The sequence below is a fragment of the Bacillus sp. CHD6a genome (assembly GCF_001293645.1).
Classification (GTDB): Bacteria; Bacillota; Bacilli; order Bacillales; family Bacillaceae_I; genus Sutcliffiella_A.
Map to the genome: position 1 here is coordinate 319,206 of NZ_LBMD01000001.1, position 22,176 is coordinate 341,381.

The window sequence follows — 22,176 nt, forward strand, 5'->3', positions numbered from 1 at the left end:
TAAATCTCTCCTTTTATGGGCTCAGAACTTTGTCAGAGCGGTTATTTATGTAATTGCCCGACAGAATGTTTCTCTGCAAGGCATTGGTACTTACATCATGGTTGACACTGGTTTCATTGCTTCAAAAGGATTTTTGCATCCTTTGCAGTAGAGAATGCTTCTACAAGCGGTCGGGCCAAAGATGTTATCCAATGTTGTATAGGTCGATCCGCAATAAGGGCAATCCACATGCCATTCCCCTGAATCATCCAGTTTCGGGGGTGGAGCAATCCCAAATTCTTTTAAATGAATTCTGCCTTGTGCTGTTATACGGTCAGAAGTCCACGGTGGCTGGTAGATAAATTGAACCTCCACTTTGTTAAATAATGCTAAGTTATTAATCTCGTTTTCTACATTCTTTTTAATAATTTCTAGGGCTGGACATCCCATGAATGTAGGCAACATCTGAATAGTTATCTGATTATTGATCATATCGATTGCTTCCACCATTCCAAGATCCACAATACTGACAGAATCTATTTCAGGATCTTTTACATGCTGCAGGGCATCCCAAACCTTTATGATATTTGCTTCTTCCTGCATGATGTCATCATTCCTTTTTGTTGGGCTAAAAGGTGTAAGTTGTTACCAAACTGCAGCTGGATTGCTATTATAGACTTCGCTAAGCGTTAAAAGCGCATCTTCCAAATCCTTGGTATGTTCACCTTGTCTGCCGTTAGCACTTTGGCTTTTATTAATGGTTGGGAACGTCATTTCTACTTTTTCAAACATTGTCGCCATCTCATCAGTAAATTGTTTGCGAATATTCTCTTCTGAATCTAGTAATTGGTGTTGAGTGATCTGATTACCACTCGGACCCAGTGACAGGACGCCATCTAAGTCTTCCATCACTCTATCAATTGCTGCTTTCATCCTGGTCTTAGCTTCTCCATTTGCTGTACACAATTGTCTGAACCATGTTCTCCAGTGCAACAAGTGATAATAAAGTTCCATATTTACTTTTACTGCTACATGTTTCAAAGGTTCATAGGAGGAATTTTTCAATGCCTCCACTTTTAATTTTTTGGCCTGGGTGTAAAAATAATGTCTTACGACTGTATATGCCCAATCATATTTAGGTTCGGTGAGATAGGTCCCAGAACCATTCACTTTTTCCAACAGAACCGCGTTCACTCTATCTGCTGCTTTTCTTCCATGTGCAAGTGCATCCATATCCCCTTCACCGAGATCTTCAAGCAGTTGATAATACATAGCGGCATGCCCCATCGTATCTTGGTTTATGGAAGAAAAAGCAACGTCTTCTTCAATATGCGGTGCAAGGCCCAGCCATTCAGAACCTCGATAAGCTATAATAAAATCGTCGTCTGCCAGTTGATATAATAACGCTGTTAGGGCCTTATAATAGGATGCATCCCTTTTGGCTTCTTCTATCGTTGCTATATTCATCCTTTTTTCTTCCCTCCCCAAGACATGATTTCCTGCTCATCAAGCATCCCCTGTTCATAATGGCGCCATTTTTTCTTCAAATACCCATAACCTTTCGTATTTCGGTAGTCCTTGTTGTCAATTCTCTGTAAAGATTGACGCTCCTCTTGAGACATTTTCCTAATATCACCGCGTTGTACCACCCAAATATCTACGGCAGGTTCCCGCCTCATAAAGTTTTCTTGTGCCATGACAAGAGCAATCTCCTTGTTAGGAGCAAGAAGGCTGAACTGATATTGCATGGGAGCTGTATGGGTTCTTTTACTAAACACTTCAAATTCTTTATAAAAGCCTTTTGTACTCAACTTCTAAGCTCCTCCCCTCACCCTGCTGATGTTTCGGAGCTTAACGCTTCACGAACCCATGCATTATTTTCATGTGCTATTATCCTCAACCTCAGGCGATCCTGTGATTTGGGACCTTTATTTTTGATAATATCTTTAAAGTTGTTCCAATTCGGTTGTTTGTATTTCCATTTTTCTTCCTTTTCATCATAGTGCATCGTTTCATCTGGCAAGGTCAAACCAAGGGATAAAACTCTCGGGATATACTTTGTAAAAAAATCTTGCCGCAGTTCTTCGTTGCTTTTGGTGCGGATATTATACTTCATTGTGATATCTTGCTTTGATGTACCAGTTGTCGAAGCATCTGCAGGTCCAAAGAACATTAATAATGCTTCCCACCAGCGATTGATCGAATCTTGGATCATACTTCTTTGTGCTTCTGTTCCTTCTGCAAGCGCCATAATAATTGCCTCGCCGTGTTGAGCATGAAAAACTTCTTCTGCACATATTCTCTTTAGGGCCCTCGCATAAGGCCCATAAGATGCATCTAACATATTGGTCTGGGATATGATGGCCGCCCCGTCAACAAGCCATCCGATAAGACCTGCATCGCCCCATGTTGGTGCTTCCATGTGAAAAACATTATGAAACTTTAAATCTCCCGAAAATAAATCTTGCATTATTTCTTCACGGGATTTCCCGTAAGGTTCCATCAAATCTTCTGCCACTCGCAACAGAAGCTGTCCATGGCCCATTTCATCTTGAACTTTTGCCATGATCCCGAGCTTTCTTTTTAAAGTAGGAGCTTTTGGTACCCATTCTTTCTCTGGAAGCGCTCCCATTATTTCGCTGATTGCATGCATGGAGATTAGTTTAATTAATGTCTTACGATATTCTTCCGGCATCCAATCATCTGCTTCAATCTTTTCCCCTGCCTGGATCCGTTGCATAAAATGCTCAAGTTTCTCTTCTTCCGTCAAGCGGTCAAACGATAATGTGTTAGTCATTTTCGCCGCCTCCTATTTCTATAACGTTTATTTAACGTCATTATAATATAATGTTATACGTTTTTCAACACAGAAAGTTCTGAACTTTTAAGCGTGAGAAAACCTTGTATCGACAATACGTACCGCTTTCCCTTCAGAACGCGGAATAGTTCGAGGTTCAACAACACTTGCTTTTACATGAATCAAGCATTTCGTCTTTAAATCATATTCCACCTTTTGTGCGATGATTTTCATCTGATCCTGCCTTTTATCTAATTCTGTTTGCCGGAATGTATGCGCTTGCATTTCTACCTGAACCTCTACTGAATCTAAATTTTTCTCACGAGAGACGAGCAACTGATAATGTGGTGCTAGATCTTTTATTTGCAGCAAGGTATGTTCAATTTCAGAAGGGAAGATATTTACCCCTCTAATAATTAACATATCATCTACTCTTCCTTTGACTCTCGACATTTTTGTTGTCGTCCGGCCGCATACGCATTCCTCTCTTTTAATAGAAGCTATATCACCTGTTCTGTACCGTATGATTGGCATAGCTTGCTTTGTAAGACTAGTAAATACAAGTTCTCCTACTTCTCCCTCTGGCAATACCTCCAGGGTTTTGGGATCAATAACTTCTACATAAAAATGATCTTCTGCAATATGCAGACCATCCTTCGCCTCCTGACATTCCATTGCCACACCAGGACCGATTACTTCACTTAAACCGTAAATATCGCATGCTTTGATAGCTAATTTATTTTCTAATGTATTTCTCATCTCTTCCGACCAAGGCTCTGCTCCAAAAATTCCATATTGTAAAGAAGTCTCTTTTGGATTAATACCTAAATCTATCAATTCTGTCAGCAATATTGAGAATATAGGAGGGTGTCCCACAAATAACAGTTGGCTGGAAATCCTGAATTAATTGTATTTGCCTGTCTGTGTTTCCGCCAGATACCGGAACTGTGATCATCCCGAGTTTTTCACTGCCATAATGGAGCCCTAGTCCTCCTGTAAAAAGACCGTAACCGTAAGCATTATGAAGGATGTCTCCTTTCTTTCCCCCAGCCATGGAAATGGCACGTGCTACTATATCGCTCCACATATCGATATCCTCTTGGGAATAGGCAACAACAGTAGGCTTCCCGCTTGTTCCAGATGAGGCATGAAGCCGTGTAATTTGACTTCTCGGAATAGCAATTAATCCAAAAGGATAGTTCTCGCGCAGTTCTTTTTTAGTTGTAAAAGGCAGTTTGTGAATGTCATCAATGGTTTGAATATCCAAAGGTGTAATCGTTAAGTTAGAAATTTTTTGTCTGTAAAAAGGAACATGTTGAAAGACTTTCTTTACTGTTTCTTTCAACCTGGAGGATTGAAGGAGTTGCATCTCTGATAAAGATAGGGTTTCAGGATCATGTAAGATCATCGATATTTCCCCTTTCACTTTTTTAATATAACGAAATTATTCCGACATGATACATTATGTAATATTATTCAACACCATTAAAATAACCTTGAAGGGAAGAAATGTCAACTGATAATTCTGAAGATTCTTTTTAATGTTAGGTTTTGTGTAATAACTTTGTTGATATTTGATTAAATCGAACAATTGTTAAATAATGTAGGTAAATAAAATATGAGGTAGGAGACAGAAATTGTATGGAAAGGATTGATTCAAATTGACCAAGAAGTTCGGACTAAGATTAGTCTTTACCATTATAGTTACTTTTCTTATTTTCATAAGCTATTCAGCTATTAGCATTTGGTCGTTTGGGAGCAAAAATCAATTAGTTAAAACTGATGCGGCTGTCGTGCTTGGTGCTGCTGCTTGGGGTAAGGAACCATCTCCTGTTTTGCGTGAGAGGATAAATCATTCGATTTGGCTTTATCAGAATGATTATGTAGATAAAATTATCTTTACTGGTGGTAAAGGCAAGGATGATGAATTGGCAGAGTCTGAGATAGCAAGGGATTACGCTATTAAAAACAATGTTAGTTCAGAAGATATTCTTATTGAGACTAAATCAAAAATTACAGAAGAAAATCTATTATACGCATATGAAATTGCGAATGAGAAGAACATGAAAACATTTACTATCGTAAGTGACCCTTTGCATATGAAAAGAGCAAATCTAATGGCAAAAAACCTAGGAATGGAGGCATACTCTTCACCTACCCAAAGTTCCGTATATAAGACCTTTAAAAGTAAAGTTCCATTCTTCTTACGAGAGTTGTTCTATTATATCGGTTATATCTTTAGTTTACCATTCAGGTAATTTTCCCTACAATAGTACTGCTAGTTTTCCATTTCTATTGACATAATACCAACACTAGTCCCATATGCAAAAAAGCAGAGGTAATTAGCTCCTCCGCGTTTAATCCGATATTAATAATTCCATTGCATTTATTACTTTCTCAACTGGTTCTTTCCCATAATAAGTCACATAATAAATAACGTGTCCCTTTCTCGATAAAATAGAATTCTCTAATACAACCAACTCATCAAAAGCTGTTGTTTCAGGAAAAGAAGCATTCCCACTTTGAAGCTCTTCTTCCCTGTCTATTAAATGTTGCATCAATCTTTTAGCCAATACCTCGTTCAGGGCAATATATTGACGTGATGTCAAGGAAGGACGATAAGGTCCACTTCCATTTTCCCATTTCTCTCCTTTTACTTCGACAAGTTGATTGAGTTCGTATTGCTTAGGTACAAGGATGCTAGAACTTTCAAAGTAGAAATTGTCACGATTATTATTTTTATTGTTAAAATAAGGCTTATGATTGTTACCATTCGTAAAATCTTTAATCTGGATGACTGGTAACTCCCCTTTTGGAATAGGCGGAAAACTATTTGATAATGTTGAGTTGCCCAATTTACTAAGTTGATATATGAAAATGACTGCAAAAAACATAATCACGCTTAATCCAATTAGTTTATTCAGCAAATATTTTTTTCGAAAGTTAGAATCAGGTGAAATTCTTTTGTTGGATTGTAATACTTTCATTAACTTTTTCAAGTGAAATAATCCTTTTAAAATCAACAAATTCACACCAATAAAGATAAAGATTTGTATGATGGGCGACAAAAACTCATCATTAAGATAGTTTTTAACAGGATCTAATGTAAGCATGAATACAGACAAAGCCGCCCCTATCAATGTAAGTAAAGCTATGAAATATGCTCTTGTTTTTAAACTAATATTTAATATTTTTACAGTTTCTGCTTGGTGGATTGGGTCTGTATGGATTTCTTTTACAGAGCTATCAAAATTGTTCCGGAAGAAATGCAGGTGACCTCTCGAAGCAACATATTTCCATCCCGCTTGTTCATTTTGTTCCATTCGGTCTGAATTTTGATTGATCGGTTCTTTCAAAATGTCTGTTTTATAGATGATCTTCTGAGGTTCGGCCTTTTTAAAATGAGCGGTCAGTCTTGTTATTTTGGTAAGTTCCCAGCCTTTTGCGGCCATATCAGAAAGCCATGCTTCTTGTTCGGCTATCTGCCATAAGTCCAACCATAAAATTTTTATCTTCTTAGTACTCAAATGTTGTTCATCCTTCCCCAACTGATCTTCTCTCTAACCTTAATAGTATATAAGAACGATTTGGGGGTAAAGGGAATATTTTCAAATATATACTAGTTTAAACATAAAAAAACAGGAGACCTAATCTCCTGATTTCTCTTACACTTTATACGTCCAGAATGTTTCTCGGTACAACCAATCCTCTATTTCCGGTGCATTTTCCTTTAATTGTTTCTCCATCAGCTCTACCCAGCCGCTTGTTTGGGATTTGTGTGCTTTAATGGCTTCCAGCTTCTCCTCCGCAACCGAGCGAATATCAATCGTCACATCTGGTTCACCGATTAACTCAACACTATTCTTCAAAATGGCTTTCCCATATACGGTTGGTCTGTCCTGTTCGGGTAGCCTTCTGACTGCAATTGCGACTGCATTACTCATAGCATCGTGGTCTGGATGAACCCCGTGCTCTGGGTAAAAAGTAAGTACTAAACTTGGGTTCAACTCTACCAGCGCTTCATGAACAATGTCTGCCAGGTATTCTTCATCTTCAAATTCCAATGTTTTATCATGAAGGCCAAGCATGCGTAAGTCCTCTATTCCCATGACTTTACATGCATTCAATAACTCTTCTCTGCGAACTTCCGGAAGTGTCTCACGGTTTGCGAATAGCGGATTGCCAAGATTACGACCCATTTGTCCAAGGGTACCGCATAAGTAGGTAACAGGTACCCCGCTTTGGGTAAAAAGTTTGATGGTGCCAGATGAACTAAATGCCTCATCATCTGGGTGTGGGAATACGACCAGTACGTTCCTTTCTGCTTCCATTACTCTCTCTCTCCTTTCGCTCAAAATGGCTCCTCACTAATTTGCAGGGCAACTGCAAGTTTTCCTTCGGGATTTAAACCTGCCAACAGCAGACGATTTTTATCATCCACTTCATAATGTGTAACACCTTCTGCATAGACCCAGCCGTGTTTGAGTTTTAAACCGATTCGGTACGGTCCGTTCCCAACTATTTTAGCCCGCTCATATTTCAATGGGACGTTGCGTATGAACGCCCCAACTGCAAGACCAGTATTGTGGTGGCCAGCATAAGCTCCATTTGTCGTCTCCAAATGTACGTATACTTCCACATCTATCTGTTTGTTTAATTCGGCTTGCACATGTTTTTGGTCAATAATCTTCATTCTGTTCCTCCAACGCTATGTACAGATTTAGTTTCTTTCTTCAGTTTAATATATGACGCAATGGAAAGAAAATGGTTTGCTCATATATTTATACGAAAGCGGAGTGAATATGACATCACTCCGCTTTTATTAGATGGAATCATACCATTTTTTTGACGCTTGGACTTCGGAGTGTGTTAACTGATGTCCTTGATATTCCCAGTGAACCTCGACCTTTGATCCTGCATTTTTTAGCATCTTGCTAAGTTCATCGGTTTCTGCAGCAGGGCAAATTGGATCATTTTTTCCTGCGCCAATAAATACAGGAGTTTCACTTAAGTTTGGCAGTTCTACTCCTCTTCTTGGGACCATCGGATGGTACAAAACAGCAGCTTTTAGCGTGTTCTTGTAATGGAAAAGAAGACTACCAGCAATATTTGCACCATTTGAGTATCCAACCGCTATGACATTGCTGCGATCAAATTCATACTTCGCAGCTGCTTCATCTATAAAGTCGTGAAGTTCCTTTGTACGAAATATCAAATCCTCTTCGTCAAACACTCCTTCTGAAAGTCGTCTAAAGAACCGAGGCATACCATTTTCAGAAACGTTGCCTCTTACACTTAAAACAGAAGCTTGAGGATCAATCATGTCTGCCAGTGGAAGAAGATCTTGTTCGGTTCCACCTGTCCCATGCAATAACAGTAATACGCGCTTAGACCCTTTTTTAAATATATGTTTCATGATCAGTCACTCCTCACCTACTAATATCTTGAATTCGAGATTAATTTAGTATAGTAAAAAAAAGGGGGAACGTCAAACAATTGGTTCTAACATATCACGTTAGAAGAGAATAGTATAAAGCAACAAAAGTCATATTGGAGGGGGTTTAATATGCTACCTTGGAACAAGATGTTTCCTTTTCCAAAGGATTACATGAAACAGGATATTTTCAAACAAACAGATGTGGAAAACTGGATGTCAAAAGCAATGCAAGGGAAATTGCCTCCTAATCCACAAACATTAGGTTCCACAGACTTTTTTGCTCAGTCATTCGATCTTTTGAAATCGGCGCAGGCAAACAAGAAAAAAAAGAAAAAAGCGGGTTTTGAGGCAAAAGTATTTGAAACACATGAAGAAATATTTGTACGCTTTCCGGTTGCTTTAGAAGAGCAACTATCCCAAATTAAAACTTCTCATAATACGACTACTTTATATATTGATAATTTACCCAATTCAGGCGATAAACAGACCATCACCTTACCGTGCATCGTTAAAGGAAATAGCTCAAAGGCCAAATATCAAGATGGTATTGTAGAGATAAGGATACCAAAAGAGACAGTAGTTCCGATAACCAAGGTGCCCATTGAAATCATAAAAACAAAGTATAAAAAATAGAGGAAGACTCCTGTCATGTCTAGGAGCCTTCCGTCTTTTACTTATAGCTGCTGAATTAAGTTTTCTAAATCCATTGTCCACGGCTCTTCAATAGACCCTCGGTAAAGTTGGAAGGTCACTTGCCTTGATTCAGTACCTGTTGTATCTCTATGGATATATAGCTTTACAGTAATTGGATAATATAGCTTCGTGTCATAGTCGCGATCGGTTGGCAAGTCTGAAAGCCTTTTTACAAGATCGATCTCTTCCAGAAACTTTATTTTTTCCTTCAACAGGACTCTATTTTTATCATCAAGAACGGAGGCAAGTATAAACCAGTCATGTTGATGAATAGATAACACGGTTGCATCCACAATTTCTGCAGGTGATAACTTTTCGGTATGATCTAACCATTCACCTGCGGCTTTTTTTATCATAATAGAGTGCGCATGGTCCATCTTTCGTGACTTATGGGTAATGCTGTCTTGAAAATGTATACAAAAATGACCTGGAAACCCGTTCTGCAAAGCCCCTTTTCCATGAGGCATTCCATGCATCGAAGCAGCATATTTATGATCTTGAGATAAAATGAGAATTGCTCTGCGATCCCAACTCCATGTTCCCCTGTATATTTCTTTCATAATTTTGGTATCTTTGTTTGTTAAAGGTTGTACATCCGCATGATAAGAACCTGCTCTCCTTTGGACTTCAAAGGTCCTCCCAGTGTCCAAATCTAATACAGTAAAGCTGCTATAACGAGGCAATGCGCTATTTGCTTCATTCCATGTAATCAGATCTCCATAATGAACTCTATATAGTTTTTTCATGTCTTTTGTTAATTGATGAACCACTTTATCAGGCAGTTCCAAAATCGCCCTGTTCTTTTTTAAGTCATATATATTCATTTGGTGATCAATTGCATATTTCTTATTTTCATCAAGGCTAATGTATACATCTGTCGGAGGGACGGGATAGGTAATGTCCATCCATTTCCCTTTTTTTATTGCTTTAATGACCGTTTTAGGAACTGGTAAATCAGAAATGTACTGAGATTCCAGAGATGTTTGTGCATAATATCGTGCCGTCTCCTCACTATCTCCAAAAGCAGACACATAGCCCGGTATGCTCATATTAAACAAAAACACACTGATGACAGCTGTTACCAAGACATAAGGATAAAACCTGTTCACTTTCATTCCTCCTAAATATTGAACCAAGTACCTTTGTATTTTGTCAAAAATACAATTAAAGTATGTTGTATTTTTTTTCGTACACATTAGTACTATAAGAATTTCAATGATAAGTCAGGTGAAAATTATGACAGGCGCTTTGTTATGGGGAGCAATTGCAGGTGGAGCTTTATTGCTTGGAGCTATAGTTGGGTTATATATACCAATCCCTCGAAAACTAACTGGATTTATTATGTCTTTTGGAACAGGAGTACTTATCGGCGCGGCATCTTTTGAACTTATGGGAAAAGTGGAGATCGAAGCGGGATACAGCTATGTCATTTTTGGATTTCTAATCGGTGCCGCTTTGTTCACCCTCTTAGAAATGGTGATAATAAAAAAGGGCGGAAAAGAGCGCAAACGTTCAAAAGAAAAAAGCAAAGGACATTCTGGTATGGCTATTTTTATTGGTTCAATCATGGACTCCATACCTGAATCCGTCATAATTGGTGTTAGCCTGATAAAATCTAATACGGTCAGCTGGGTAATTGTCTTGGCCATATTTATTAGTAATATTCCTGAAGCGCTGTCCAGTTCGGTAGGTCTTAAAAAAGATGGTTACTCTAGAAAAAAAATATTGTTTCTTTGGACAATTGTGTTTGTCTTGACCACATTCAGTTCTGTCTTTGGTTATGTTGTATTTAAAGAATTAAATGAGCTGTACATATATCTTGTAAGTGGACTTGCAGCAGGTGGCATCATCGCAATGGTTGCGTCCACCATGATGCCTGAAGCGTTTGAAGAAGGAGGTCCCATTGTGGGCCTGCTCTCTGCACTGGGTGTTCTATGTTCCTATGTCCTTTCAAGTGGAATACTATAAAAAACCTCAACCAGATCACATATGGTTGAGGTTTTCCTTTTTACTGTTTTATCGCACGATCGAAAAATTCTTCTAAGGTAAGATTGTGTTCATCCATATAAGCAGCAACTTCTTTGCCAACATAGCGAAGATGCCATGGCTCATACTGATAACCTGTAATTACCTCTCCTTCTTCTGGATAACGTATGATAAAACCATGCTCACTAGCATGCTCCTTTACCCATTTTCCTTCAGAAGTTCCTCCGAATTCCTCTGTCAGGTCTAGCGCTGCAGATCTGCTAGAAATGTCCATTGCAAGTCCTGTTTGGTGTTCACTATGACCAGGAATGGCAGAAACAGCATTTGTTTTTTCTTCTCCCCACTTTTTTAAGTAGGTATTGTAGATTCCATATTGCGTTTCATAAGAACGATAACCCGATACAGCAAAGATCTCTACATTCTCAGCTTTTGCTGCAGCAAAAAGTTCTTCCAATGCACGTGCAGCTGTTTCCCTAAGGTATTTTTTTTCATAGTCTCCTTCAAAAGAAAACGGGACATCCGGAATAGTCAAATCCTTTGGGACATAGTCAGCTGGCAGTGACTGATTCTTATTAACAAGAACTAATAGGTTTTCGGTATTTTCAATCACTTTTTCTTCATTTAAAACGGTGAAAAAGGGCTCATCCAGTATGTACTGGTTCTCATTTGTTTCTGGTGGTGTCTCAGTCTGTGGACTTTTTTCCGGCTGGTCTTCTTCCTCCACAGGTTTTTCTTCAGTTGGAGTCTCTTCTACAACCTCTTCTACAGTATCATTAGTAAAGTACTCCCAAAATCTCCAGTTAACATCATCCAATTGATTGGAACAGCCTGTTAACAAAAGTAAAATTACCAAAACAGAAAAATGTTTCTTTTTCATAAAATAATCACCTTTTTACTATTCTAATATAATCATTATGAGTTGGTTAGTTCTAACATTTAACGGTTCACTAATGTGAAACATACTTAAACAGTTTACCATTAATCCATAACGCCGTAAAAAGATTTTACTGATAATGTGGAAGATAAGAAATAAGTCACTATCCTACATTATTTGATCATTGAGCATCATTAAACACTTTAACATATATCTCTCTATGACGAGGGCCATCAAATTCACAGAAAAAAATCCCCTGCCAAGTGCCAAGAACAAGCTGACCTTTATGAATGATTACCTGCTGGGAGTTACCAAGTGTTATCGCTTTTAGGTGAGCTGCCGTATTGCCTTCCATATGCTGGTATTTTGGATGTTCCCATGGGTATACTTCATCCAGCCGAAGTACAACGTCTTTTACCACGTCAGGATCAGCATTCTCATTTATCGTGATTCCGGCAGTTGTATGCGGACAATACACCATCACATGGCCTTCTTTTATCCCTGATTTTAGAACTAGTTTCTCCACCTTCTCCGTGATATCTTGCCATTCATCCCTCTTATGTGTTTGCAGGTTTAATGTTTGCAACATAGAATGTCATCCCTTCTCGTATAAAAAAGCCCTTGAGTAAAATCCCAAGGGCTTAGTGTGGATTATTTTTTTGTTACAGCTTCCAAAGCCACTTCCATCATGTCGCTGAATGTGGATTGGCGCTCTTCTGAAGTCGTTTCTTCACCAGTAAGGATATGGTCGCTTACAGTTAGGACAGATAAAGCGTTTCGACCGTATTTAGCAGCCAATGTGTAAAGCGCTGCAGATTCCATTTCAATTGCAAGGATTCCATACTTCGCCCACTTTTCTAGTTCACCGTTGTCATTGTAGAACATGTCGGCCGTAAAGACATTTCCAACTTTCAAATTAAGACCTTTTTCCACTCCGACGTCATACGCTTTTTTAAGCAAATCAAAGTTTGCTGTAGGTGCATAATCCACTCCACCGAATGTTAAACGGTTCATTTGTGAATCAGTAGAAGCACTCATCGCAAGGATTACATCACGAACCTTTACATCTTTCTGAATAGCCCCACATGTACCTACGCGAACTAAATTTTGCACATTATATTCATTCATAAGTTCATTAATATAGATAGAAATAGATGGAACTCCCATACCGGTACCTTGAACAGAGATTCTTTCACCCTTATAAGTACCTGTAAAACCTAACATTCCCCTTACTTCATTGTAGCAGACTGCATCCTCAAGGAATGTTTCTGCAATGTATTTAGCACGTAACGGATCTCCAGGTAGTAGAATCGTTTCCGCTATGTCACCTTGTTTTGCTCCAATATGTACACTCATCTTGTTACCTCCTAATAACTCTTGCCATTGATACTTTACAACAATGACTACTATACCATATATTACCCATGTTTCAAAAGAAACTCTCCCTAAAAAAGCGCATTCTTTTACTAAGGAAGAAGAAAATAGTAAGGCAAGATATTTCTCTTCAGGTAGGTGAATATGGTGAAGAAAAAACTAAAACAAGCTGTAGAACATGCCAATGAAACAAACACTACAAAGAAGAAAACCGCAGAACCTCACACTTCTAGAAGTGATAAGCAGCAAAGCTAAATAAATAATAGTGTATACACATCTAGTAAAGGAGCTGAATCAAATGGGAAAAAAACACCGTAATAGAATAAATGGACAAAAAAAGAATAACCATGTCAGTCCTGATGCAATTGAAGCAGAACATACTGCCCATAAAAAAGAGCATTCTCCTAAAGGCCGGAAAAACGGTCCTGGTAATCATATTTAATTGCAAAAGGGCAAAGTTTGAACTTTGCCCTTCTCCTTTTAACGCACTGCAACTCGATTTATTTTCTTCCAGCCTCCAAATTCCAACCGGTAATAGGTGATACCAAGTGTGCCTTCATCAATCATGATAATATCGCCTGTGGCAATAAATCTGCCTTCATAATCACGGGGAATAGAGTCAGTCACATTGAACTTTTTATATACTCTATCTACTATCTCCTGATGACTACTACCTTCCATGGTTAGTCGGAAAATGGGATTGTACCCTTTAGATTCTCCATAATTCGGTGTTTGCATAATGGTCACATCATATTCCCCTGTCCCCATCTTCATCATTCTTTTAAGAGCCAACATCCTTTTCACCCCTCAACCATTTCTATATATACTAATTAGCAATAAGGTATGTCGAATCCTTCATAAAATTATAAAAAGTTTTGTCGAAATGTGAAAAAATTTACATAGAATACACAAGACTTGCCAAATTATCATGAAAACATGGCCTCCCTCATATGATAATTCGAGGTGATATTATGTTTGGGAAGTGGTTTTCAGGGCCAGAATCAAAGATTTCAGATAATAATTTAAAACAAGTATGCACATCAGCTGAAAAAGAACTGCTGATAAAAGAATGGACAAAAACTCCTGTTATTCCATCACCTTCGCTGGAAGAACAGAATACTATTTTGAAGATCCTCAAAAAGACAGCAAATCTTAATCGAAATAATGTAACACGAACACAAGCCTACTTAGATTTTTACCAAAAGCACCCTGAAATTCATTGGAGCTTCTTGGCTCACATGGTTTCAAGAAATGGCGGCTGGAATATGACAGACCTAAAAGCCAGTCATATATCTACCTTGCTTTCCTACGAGAAGGCCTCCATCCTATTTCGTTTTCTTGAGAAGGCCAATCACCTCATTTTTCAAGACGCCTACCCACAACTGCTCCTGTATGAAGAAAGTAAAAAAGCTGGCAGACCTCTATTTCATCTTCTCTTCAAATTTCATGTTTCATCTTTTATGAATCCGATATGGACGCTTTTTTGGAAAAATAACAGTATGAAAGAACTACTTACGGTAACATTGATCATTAATGAACAGAATTTTATAGAATCCAACCTCCTCCAGAATCCTTATTTTCAGCAAAAAGTATTATCCAGTTTAACCTATCAACTCCAGGAAAAGCTTGGTTTTACATTAGTGTTGTTTCCTTACCAGAGAGGTTCAGATATTCAATTGACTGGCCTTGGAGTACAGCAATTTTCCAACCTTTCCAATCGTATTGAGATAGGAAAAAAGCTCTATGTCTTATTGTTTAATAACGAGGATGTCTTAAAAGGTGCTTTGCGTTTTAGCAAGGAGAATTCCCATACTGGTTCAAGGGAAGATTACCTTCCTGTCTTTTTTTCATCAAATTCTACTTCCCGAAAAATATTCAGTCCGACTATTGAAGCAGCCTGGCCGGATTTTAATCATCCTTCCATTGTGCCTGTTGAGTGGTTTGAAGATATTCAAGAAGTTTTAAAGTTTTTTTATCTCCCTTCAACCATGGTGCCGGCTGATATGGAGAAAACACATCTTTATAATTTGATGAAGCTTGCTGGAATTTCTGAGCTACATGGGATATTTTTGGATAAGGAAAAATGATGAAGGTGGTAAAGTAGCTTTGTGGTTTTGTTGTTGGTGAATGTGTCAAAAGTGTAAATGTCCGAAGTTTTTCCATAGTTGACCAAAGATTTTTGGAAATTGGCCGAAGATTTGGTTATTTTGTCCAAAGTTTCTCCTAAGTTGACCAAACGAAATTTTCAGGTGACCGAACCTCGTTTTTTTATGTCCAAAGCCTAATTTAAAATGACCGAATACCTTCTTTTCAACTGTTCACGTTGACTGAACCTATACCAAATTTGTCCGAACGGTTTCAAAGCTCATATCATTTGCTTATTATTGAATATATTTCATCAAAAAAAAGTTAACAATCAGCTGAACCTAAAAAAGCTGCCTCCAAGGCAACGTTTTGCCTAAGAAACAGCAAAGCTTGTATTAATTTCTTCTTGATCTGTTTCTATTCTATCTCTTCGTCTATAATGCATTTTTCCAGTAAATAATCAAACATGATATCCGCCAACTCTTCTATCTCGCTTTCAGCTGGAACATACCCCCGCCTTACCAGCTCATTGTAAAAGAACTCGGCTATTTCTTCTGTGTCGATGACTACTTCGATTTCTTTCACAATATCACCCCTTTTTAAAGGTTTATGTACGTCTTTAAAGATATATGTCTTACTCTCTATATTAATTCATCCGGTTGGTCAAATGCTATCTTTGTTTTCAAAAATTTCAAAAAAATGCATATCAAAGTTTAAGCGTGCATACATTGGGGACATAAGGACAAGCAGCCACTTAAAAGGAGGAGATTAATATGAAAAATTATTTAGCAAGCTTAGAAAAATTAGGAGAAGAGGAAGTGTTATTGCCTTTATTAGATAAAATTTCGGACAAATTGGTTTTCACTGCAACCATTATCGGTGGTCCGTTCTTTATCTATTTGCTCTTTCAATTCTCCATTCTATTTTTCTAATTGACTATGTTTTTTGCCATCCATATATTTTTTTAAGTTTTTCATTACTAGATTCATTACTTCCTGGTATTCGTCATCACCAAAGATATCATATAACACTTTATAATCATTATAGACATCAAGTAGCCCATCAATAATCCTTTGGTATTCCTTATTGTATTCTTCTTTTTTAAAATGTTTGTTTGATCCAGTCATCGGATTATACAACTCCAAGCTTGTATTTTCTTTGTTGAACATATAGGACAATCCAAGTTTGTGGATAAGAATTTCAGCATGTTCGTGATGGACAACCATGGTCAATTCTTCCTCTCCTGCTTCCAACCATTCCCCATCAGACAATCTTGTCAATTCATAAATGATGTCTTCCCATGAGTCTTCCTTGTACCGCCAGATTTCCGTGCGGAAACCGACTATTTTAAATAATTCTTTGCCATAACCTGCAACATGGACAATATCACCTATAAAATACATATACTTGATATCAAGTCGTTCGGTTACCAGAACTTTTCCTTCATATTCAGATACAAAGGCGAGCGTTTCTTCTTGATATAACCCGTCACTTGAATTTACTTCATATACATAAGCACCATCTATTTGCTTCATGTCCGTCACTTTACCGACAGTTCCATAGATGGTGATGACGACAATGTCACCGATTTTATATTTTGGCTTGTTTGGTTTCTTGTTCTTCCCCATATAATTTCTCCCCATTTATCACTGTGGCTTTGATAGTAATGTAGTATATGCAGCAAGATGCCAACTCGCCAAAGTGTTAGGGCAAAAAGTAGTTGCACCAATGTGTTTATAGGCGGCTGTCCTTATTAGTCTCTTTTTCAGTAACCGGATGAAAAAATAAAAACTTGTGCGGTTTGACTGAACTACGCTGTTCCTTTCCGCAAATGGCTTCGCTTCCGCGGGACGGTGCTTTAGCTTCCTCTCTGCGCTGGTGGCCACTGAAAAAGTCTTGATTTTTGTATTTTTTATAGACACCGCTGTTGATTTCCGCAAATGGCTTCGCTTTCCTAGGGGCTGACGTGAGCCTCCTTCGGCTTCGCCGAGGCCACTGAAAAAGTCTTGATTTTAGTATTTTTATATACACCGCTGTTGATTTCCGCAAATGGCTTCGCTTTCCTAGGGGCGCTGCTGGAGCCTCCTCGGCTTCGCCTGTGGGGTCTCCACCTACCGCTAGCTCCCTCAGGAGTCTTCGCCTTTTGCTCCAATCAACAGCTAGGAATATATAAAAACTTTATTTTATCAGTGTTTCAGTGGCCTCGCTTCGCCTGTGGGGTCTCCACTTAGCGCTATCTCCCTCAGGAGTCTCCGCCTTTTGCTCCAATCCACAGCTAGAATTTGGCACCTTGTTGATGTAGTGGAAGGCGCGCAGACGCCACGCGGGAGGAAGGGACAGGTGAGACCCAGGAAGGCGAAGCCTGAGGAGGCTCAGGGACCGCCCGCAGGCAAGCGAAGCGCCTGGAACGGAAATCAACTGGATTTGTACTTATCAAAAAAAAAATGCACCCTCATAAAAGGTACACTTTAACTAGCTATTAAACTTCCTCTTCATATAACTCCCAAGCTTTATCAAAGGTAGACATGTTCTCTAGGTACTGTCCGTTCATTTCTAAATAGTTGCTGATTTCATGATAGTCCTCTGAATTTTTAGGAAAACTATGATCATCATAAGCATGATTTGCAAATATACTGATGTCATCTTTTTTCAAAGCATGACGAAACTTCATTAAATAATGGTAAAACGACTTTCTCAAAACACATCCACACCCATTTTTTTACCCTCATTCTACATTAGAATGAGGGTAAAGGACAACCTTTAGCTTGAAAAGTCAAAGTAGTTTCTTTTTAACAATCGAGGTTTAGCCATTAGCTCCTTGTAGCTTAGCTCCGCTTCTAATTCCTTCGTGTTGATCAAAAACAATTGATCTTCTATTTCCTTTACAGTCGTGTCTTCTTGATATTCCATTCCGCAGTCCCCACAATAGACAGAGGGTGTTTCGGTTATCGTGACGGCTTTTGTACCATCAGGCAGCTCCCAATATACTGTACCCGATGAAGTTGTTGCTTGTGAGCTTTCACACCAATTGCATTTCATCAAGCACCCTCCTAACTGGATTCACTTTGTTTTCCTTCGTCATCAACAAGAAATTTCTTCTGCTGTGCTTGGAATTTCTTTTCTTTTAATTCATCCCGTTTGTCGCGTTTATCCTTTAAAGAAGAATGTTCTGGGTTTGTTTCATAGTCCTTACGTCGGTTCAAACGATTTAACCCTTCTGGAACGAGATTGAATTGAGAATCATTCATTAGTGCTGCGATCCCAATATTCGAACGCTTATCCTCCATGTTTGCGTATATCTCACCAAAATAGGCTTCCGCTCTTCCCGGGACATAATTTTCCGGTTCCGGATAAGTGGCAATAACCCCTTCAAAGTTTCTTAACACTACTTTATTCGCACTTTGTGAGATAATATAATTCGGTTGAACGGCAATTTTTCCTCCTCCGCCTGGAGCATCCACTACAAAAGTAGGTACCGCATAGCCGCTCGTATGTCCGCGTAACCCTTCAATAATTTCAAGTCCTTTTGAAATGGGGGCTCTAAAATGTCCGATCCCTTCAGAAAGGTCACATTGATAAATATAGTAAGGCCTTACACGTATTTTCACTAGATCATGCATCAACTTTTTCATAATAGGCACACTGTCATTGATTCCTGCTAAAATGACGGCTTGATTTCCTACTGGTACGCCTGCATTAACGAGCATTTCACATGCGAGTTTAGATTCTTCTGTTATTTCAATAGAAGTATTAAAGTGTGTATTTAACCACACAGGGTGATACTTCTTTAATATGTTGCAAAGGTTCTCTGTAATTCGTTGAGGAAACACGACGGGTGCCCTAGTTCCGATCCGGATTATTTCAAGATGGGGGATGGCACGCAGGTTTTTCAGAATGTATTCAAGAATCTGGTCATTAATTAGTAAACCGTCTCCACCTGAAATTAGACAGTCCCGGATTTGATCATTGGATGCAATGTAGGCTATGGCAGCATCCAATTGTTTTTTGGGTACTCCCATACCAATTTGGCCGGAGAATCTTCTTCTTGTACAGTAGCGGCAGTACATGGAGCACTGGTTGGTAACTAAAAATAAAACTCTATCCGGGTAACGGTGCGTCAGGCCTGGAACTGGGGAATCTTCATCCTCATGAAGAGGGTCTTCCAAATCGTACTTTGTTTTGTAGATTTCTTTTGAAATTGGCACAGATTGCATCCTTATAGGGCATCGTGGATCATCTGGATTCATTAACGAAGCATAATATGGCGTTATATTTAAAGGAATGGTTTTAGTGGAGATCTTTACCCCTTCCTCTTCTTCCGGTGTTAAGTTAATAACTTTCTTTAAATCTTCAAGTGTTCGGATGGTATTGGTCAACTGCCAGATCCAATCATTCCATTGTTCTTCGGTTACATCTTTCCAAAGTTCAAATTCACTCCAATGCCGTTTGGGCTTATATAGATCCATTTTCATTTCTATCTCCTCCCTAATCTACACCATGCAATAACCGTGCCAACTACGCTGATGCCCAGTTATTACTTATATATGTAGAATAGGAGAAACTTGTTATTAATCTGCCTGACGAATTTTCGGCACTTCAATAGGATTAGATTTCTCTTCCATTTTAGCAAGTTTGTATTGAAGGGTCTGACGTGGAATATCCAATATCTTTGCTGCTTTCATTACATTCCCACCTGTCTGGTCCATGGCATTTTGTATCATGGATTCTTCTGTCTTCTGTAATTCTGTCCTTAATGATCCAAGATTTTTGGCGGTAGAAGATTGCTGTTTTTTTCTGTTAAGTTTTGCAGGGAGATGTTTAGTAGCTATGGTTTCTTTTTTTGATTTTAATAGGACATATTCTATTGTATTGATAAATTCTCTTACATTACCTGGCCAATGATAAGAACGAAACATTTCTCCAATTGCACGAGGCAACTGATAAGAAATTCTTGTTTGCAAATTCTTTTCCAATAGGAGGTGAATGTCATGTGGTCGTTCTCTTAATGGAGGGATATATATCGGGCAAGTATTTAATCGATAATATAAGTCATTTCTAAATGATCCATTCTCTACACATGACTCAGGAGACTCATTCATTGCCGTAATTATTCTAACGTCTACTTTAATGGTAACTGTTCCACCAACTCTCCTTATAAATCCATCTTCCAGGACTCTCAGCAGTTTTGCCTGCAATTCTAGTGGCATAGAATTCATTTCATCAAGGAATAAGGTTCCACCTGATGCCAATTCAAAAAGTCCTTTACGGTCAACTGCACCGGTGTAACTGCCTTTTTCTGTTCCAAACAGAATGCTCTCAAGCAATGTAGCGGGTATCGCTCCGCAATTTTGTGCAATAAATGGTCCACTTTTTCTAGGAGATTGATGGTGTATTCCTTGGGCGATAATTTCTTTTCCTGTCCCTGTTTCTCCCCAAATAACAACAGGTAATAACGAAGATGCGAATAACATGGCGTCTTGAAGCATAGACACACAATCAGGATCTTCCGTGATAAAATCATCAAAAGTGTAGAATGCTTGAAAAGATGAAACCTTCTTTGATCCTTCTGACCTATTAATCTTGGCTTGTAAGTCCATTAGTTTATTAGATAGTGTGTTTAAGTGTCCATAATTCTTGGCAATTTCCACAGCACCTAAAAGATTGTCTCCCTTAAGGATTGGAATAGTAGTATTCACCGTTTCAAGCAACTGCCCTTTTTTATTTTCATATCGTTGATTTTCATGATAGATCGGTTTTTTCGTTTTAAGTACCTTCAGTAATGTACTGGTTTCTTCCGTCAAAGAAGGGAAAACATGCAAAAGATGTTTTCCTAATACCTCCTCCACATTCATACCATCATAGCCCGCTGCCACCTTGTTATAATAGATCGTTATACCGTCCTTATCTACTGCGTGAATAGCCTCTTCAATTCCATCTAAAATTGCCATCAACATTTCTTTTGATAGTGTGTGTGTTTGCATAATGTTCACCTGCCTATTTCTCGGCAACTGGCGCCAATTTTTGGGCATCCATTAAAGAAAGGTCTTTACTCCAAACATTCATATCTTCTATCTTATCGAAAATATAACAGTTGTTTTTTAGCCTTCCTTTATAGGTGTAATCCAGATTGTGTAAAACGGCATTCATTCCAAATGAGAGAGCCCTGGCGATGGAATAACTGCAATAAATTTGCCTTTTTACTAATTCTGCTTCCAATCCACGAATCAAGGAATTCATGTAACCGCCTTTACGTTTGGAAGGAGAGGTGGCACAGTCCGTAATTTCAGCATTCTTATAAGTAGTATTCATGTCGGCTGATGCTGCTGCGATTATTTCACCTTTCTCCTCTAAAAGCATAAAGATTGTATTTCCATCTATTTGTTCCTTTATATAATTCGGGTCTTCAATAGGTACAGGATAAATAGCAAATACGTTTTTGTAAAAAATCGATAAGGCTTTTGCATCTTTTGCCTCTGCCACTCGCATTGTCAAATTTGGGTCTAGAGCTACTTCCTTTTGCTTCCTTTTTTTCCATACAGATTCAAGGATACTATCTTCTTCACACCATTTATCACTGTTATAGCGATTAACATGCTTATATTTACATAAAAAGTATCCTTCCCCACCAAGAAAATATCCAGGAACAGAAGCTTCTAAAAGAAATCCTCTTTCCATTAGTGCAGGAACATAATCTTTTCTTGATTTGATAATTACTTTCTCCAGATATAACTGATTGCTACATTCTTCAATGCATTGCAAGATGTGATCTACATTACCTCTGAAATCTTCTATTTTTAGTCTTTTATTATAATGATCCTCATAAGCGTTCAAATAGATAGTGTCATTCTTGACTAATAAGGTTTTGCTTGTTTTTGTATTCATTGTATCCCCCCTACTAATTGAATTCGCTAAAGAGCCGGAAATTCCCCCATTTTTTTATCAACACCTTTT

The 22,176-nt window shown here is 38.4% G+C and carries 26 protein-coding genes and 1 pseudogene; 6 read left to right on the forward strand and 21 right to left on the reverse strand.

All coding sequences use genetic code 11. The features are described 5' to 3' along the window. Positions 1-90: 90 nt before the first annotated feature. The 5 genes and pseudogenes from paaD to AAV98_RS01655 form a co-directional block, all read right to left on the reverse strand. Positions 91-582, reverse strand: a complete 492-nt coding sequence (gene paaD / locus AAV98_RS01635) for a 1,2-phenylacetyl-CoA epoxidase subunit PaaD (protein WP_060663808.1) — start codon at positions 580-582, stop codon at positions 91-93. A gap of 42 nt (positions 583-624) precedes the next feature. Then, a complete protein-coding gene (gene paaC / locus AAV98_RS01640; RefSeq protein WP_060663809.1) occupies positions 625-1,446 on the reverse strand; it encodes a 1,2-phenylacetyl-CoA epoxidase subunit PaaC in 822 nt (273 codons plus the stop codon). Next, a complete protein-coding gene (gene paaB / locus AAV98_RS01645) occupies positions 1,443-1,790 on the reverse strand; it encodes a 1,2-phenylacetyl-CoA epoxidase subunit PaaB (protein ID WP_060663810.1) in 348 nt (115 codons plus the stop codon). The genes paaC and paaB overlap by 4 nt, the downstream gene beginning before the upstream one ends. Positions 1,791-1,807: 17 nt before the next feature. Next, positions 1,808-2,776: a 1,2-phenylacetyl-CoA epoxidase subunit PaaA gene (gene paaA / locus AAV98_RS01650; protein WP_060663811.1), complete on the reverse strand. Its 969-nt coding sequence runs from the start codon at positions 2,774-2,776 to the stop codon at positions 1,808-1,810. 87 nt (positions 2,777-2,863) lie between these two features. Then, positions 2,864-4,184, reverse strand: a pseudogene (locus AAV98_RS01655) (phenylacetate--CoA ligase family protein). 253 nt (positions 4,185-4,437) lie between these two features. Here AAV98_RS01655 and AAV98_RS01660 point away from each other — a divergent pair. Then, complete coding sequence (locus tag AAV98_RS01660; protein ID WP_060663812.1) at positions 4,438-5,034, forward strand: YdcF family protein; 597 nt, start codon at positions 4,438-4,440, stop codon at positions 5,032-5,034. 99 nt (positions 5,035-5,133) lie between these two features. On the opposite strand, the gene AAV98_RS01665 is transcribed toward AAV98_RS01660, so the two are convergent. The 4 genes from AAV98_RS01665 to AAV98_RS01680 form a co-directional block, all read right to left on the reverse strand. Next, complete coding sequence (locus AAV98_RS01665; RefSeq protein WP_060663813.1) at positions 5,134-6,324, reverse strand: DUF2812 domain-containing protein; 1,191 nt, start codon at positions 6,322-6,324, stop codon at positions 5,134-5,136. A gap of 117 nt (positions 6,325-6,441) precedes the next feature. Further along, positions 6,442-7,107, reverse strand: a complete 666-nt coding sequence (gene bshB2 / locus AAV98_RS01670; RefSeq protein ID WP_060663814.1) for a bacillithiol biosynthesis deacetylase BshB2 — start codon at positions 7,105-7,107, stop codon at positions 6,442-6,444. A gap of 20 nt (positions 7,108-7,127) precedes the next feature. Beyond that, positions 7,128-7,469, reverse strand: a complete 342-nt coding sequence (locus AAV98_RS01675) for a YojF family protein (RefSeq protein ID WP_060663815.1) — start codon at positions 7,467-7,469, stop codon at positions 7,128-7,130. Positions 7,470-7,598: 129 nt separating this feature from the next. Beyond that, positions 7,599-8,192: an alpha/beta hydrolase gene (locus tag AAV98_RS01680; RefSeq protein WP_060663816.1), complete on the reverse strand. Its 594-nt coding sequence runs from the start codon at positions 8,190-8,192 to the stop codon at positions 7,599-7,601. A 150-nt stretch (positions 8,193-8,342) separates the two neighbouring features. Here AAV98_RS01680 and AAV98_RS01685 point away from each other — a divergent pair, with 150 nt between their 5' ends. Then, positions 8,343-8,846: a hypothetical protein gene (locus AAV98_RS01685; protein ID WP_060663817.1), complete on the forward strand. Its 504-nt coding sequence runs from the start codon at positions 8,343-8,345 to the stop codon at positions 8,844-8,846. Between the two features lie 41 nt (positions 8,847-8,887). On the opposite strand, the gene AAV98_RS01690 is transcribed toward AAV98_RS01685, so the two are convergent. Next, the gene (locus tag AAV98_RS01690) at positions 8,888-10,015 is read right to left on the reverse strand and encodes a hypothetical protein (RefSeq protein ID WP_060663818.1); all 1,128 of its coding nucleotides are present in this window, start codon (positions 10,013-10,015) and stop codon (positions 8,888-8,890) included. 127 nt (positions 10,016-10,142) lie between these two features. Here AAV98_RS01690 and AAV98_RS01695 point away from each other — a divergent pair, with 127 nt between their 5' ends. Next, the gene (locus tag AAV98_RS01695; protein WP_060663819.1) at positions 10,143-10,874 is read left to right on the forward strand and encodes a ZIP family metal transporter; all 732 of its coding nucleotides are present in this window, start codon (positions 10,143-10,145) and stop codon (positions 10,872-10,874) included. Between the two features lie 40 nt (positions 10,875-10,914). On the opposite strand, the gene AAV98_RS01700 is transcribed toward AAV98_RS01695, so the two are convergent. From AAV98_RS01700 to deoD, 3 genes are all read right to left on the reverse strand, one after another. Further along, the gene (locus AAV98_RS01700) at positions 10,915-11,769 is read right to left on the reverse strand and encodes a M15 family metallopeptidase (RefSeq protein ID WP_060663820.1); all 855 of its coding nucleotides are present in this window, start codon (positions 11,767-11,769) and stop codon (positions 10,915-10,917) included. 178 nt (positions 11,770-11,947) lie between these two features. Further along, positions 11,948-12,355: a secondary thiamine-phosphate synthase enzyme YjbQ gene (locus tag AAV98_RS01705; protein WP_060663821.1), complete on the reverse strand. Its 408-nt coding sequence runs from the start codon at positions 12,353-12,355 to the stop codon at positions 11,948-11,950. 62 nt (positions 12,356-12,417) lie between these two features. Then, positions 12,418-13,122 (reverse strand): purine-nucleoside phosphorylase, encoded by a 705-nt coding sequence (gene deoD / locus AAV98_RS01710; RefSeq protein ID WP_060663822.1) that lies wholly within the window; start codon positions 13,120-13,122, stop codon positions 12,418-12,420. 316 nt (positions 13,123-13,438) lie between these two features. Between deoD and AAV98_RS20460 the strand changes: the two genes are divergently transcribed. After that, a complete protein-coding gene (locus AAV98_RS20460; protein ID WP_197284200.1) occupies positions 13,439-13,582 on the forward strand; it encodes a hypothetical protein in 144 nt (47 codons plus the stop codon). Positions 13,583-13,620: 38 nt separating this feature from the next. Here AAV98_RS20460 and AAV98_RS01715 read toward each other — a convergent pair whose 3' ends face one another. Beyond that, positions 13,621-13,935: a YodL domain-containing protein gene (locus AAV98_RS01715; protein ID WP_060663823.1), complete on the reverse strand. Its 315-nt coding sequence runs from the start codon at positions 13,933-13,935 to the stop codon at positions 13,621-13,623. A gap of 176 nt (positions 13,936-14,111) precedes the next feature. Between AAV98_RS01715 and AAV98_RS01720 the strand changes: the two genes are divergently transcribed. Continuing rightward, on the forward strand, positions 14,112-15,227 hold the full coding sequence (locus AAV98_RS01720; RefSeq protein ID WP_060663824.1) for a DUF2515 family protein: 1,116 nt from the start codon (positions 14,112-14,114) through the stop codon (positions 15,225-15,227). A 415-nt stretch (positions 15,228-15,642) separates the two neighbouring features. On the opposite strand, the gene AAV98_RS19775 is transcribed toward AAV98_RS01720, so the two are convergent. Next, the gene (locus AAV98_RS19775) at positions 15,643-15,810 is read right to left on the reverse strand and encodes a YozD family protein (protein ID WP_010193926.1); all 168 of its coding nucleotides are present in this window, start codon (positions 15,808-15,810) and stop codon (positions 15,643-15,645) included. A 188-nt stretch (positions 15,811-15,998) separates the two neighbouring features. Here AAV98_RS19775 and AAV98_RS20120 point away from each other — a divergent pair, with 188 nt between their 5' ends. Then, entirely contained in the window at positions 15,999-16,157 is a 159-nt protein-coding gene (locus AAV98_RS20120; protein WP_156317557.1) for a hypothetical protein, read from the forward strand. Here the strand turns inward: AAV98_RS20120 and AAV98_RS01725 are convergent. The 6 genes from AAV98_RS01725 to ablB all read right to left on the reverse strand — a co-directional run bounded on the left by AAV98_RS01725 (position 16,146) and on the right by ablB (position 22,107). After that, positions 16,146-16,853, reverse strand: a complete 708-nt coding sequence (locus tag AAV98_RS01725; protein ID WP_060663825.1) for a hypothetical protein — start codon at positions 16,851-16,853, stop codon at positions 16,146-16,148. The genes AAV98_RS20120 and AAV98_RS01725 overlap by 12 nt on opposite strands. Positions 16,854-17,704: 851 nt before the next feature. Continuing rightward, complete coding sequence (locus tag AAV98_RS01740) at positions 17,705-17,923, reverse strand: YozE family protein (protein WP_082380718.1); 219 nt, start codon at positions 17,921-17,923, stop codon at positions 17,705-17,707. A gap of 62 nt (positions 17,924-17,985) precedes the next feature. Further along, the gene (locus AAV98_RS01745; protein ID WP_060663828.1) at positions 17,986-18,264 is read right to left on the reverse strand and encodes a YokU family protein; all 279 of its coding nucleotides are present in this window, start codon (positions 18,262-18,264) and stop codon (positions 17,986-17,988) included. An 11-nt stretch (positions 18,265-18,275) separates the two neighbouring features. Next, a complete protein-coding gene (gene ablA, locus AAV98_RS01750) occupies positions 18,276-19,697 on the reverse strand; it encodes a lysine 2,3-aminomutase (protein WP_060663829.1) in 1,422 nt (473 codons plus the stop codon). A gap of 96 nt (positions 19,698-19,793) precedes the next feature. Further along, a complete protein-coding gene (locus AAV98_RS01755; RefSeq protein ID WP_060663830.1) occupies positions 19,794-21,206 on the reverse strand; it encodes a sigma-54 interaction domain-containing protein in 1,413 nt (470 codons plus the stop codon). A gap of 13 nt (positions 21,207-21,219) precedes the next feature. Continuing rightward, the gene (gene ablB / locus AAV98_RS01760) at positions 21,220-22,107 is read right to left on the reverse strand and encodes a putative beta-lysine N-acetyltransferase (RefSeq protein ID WP_060663831.1); all 888 of its coding nucleotides are present in this window, start codon (positions 22,105-22,107) and stop codon (positions 21,220-21,222) included. Positions 22,108-22,176: the final 69 nt, after the last annotated feature.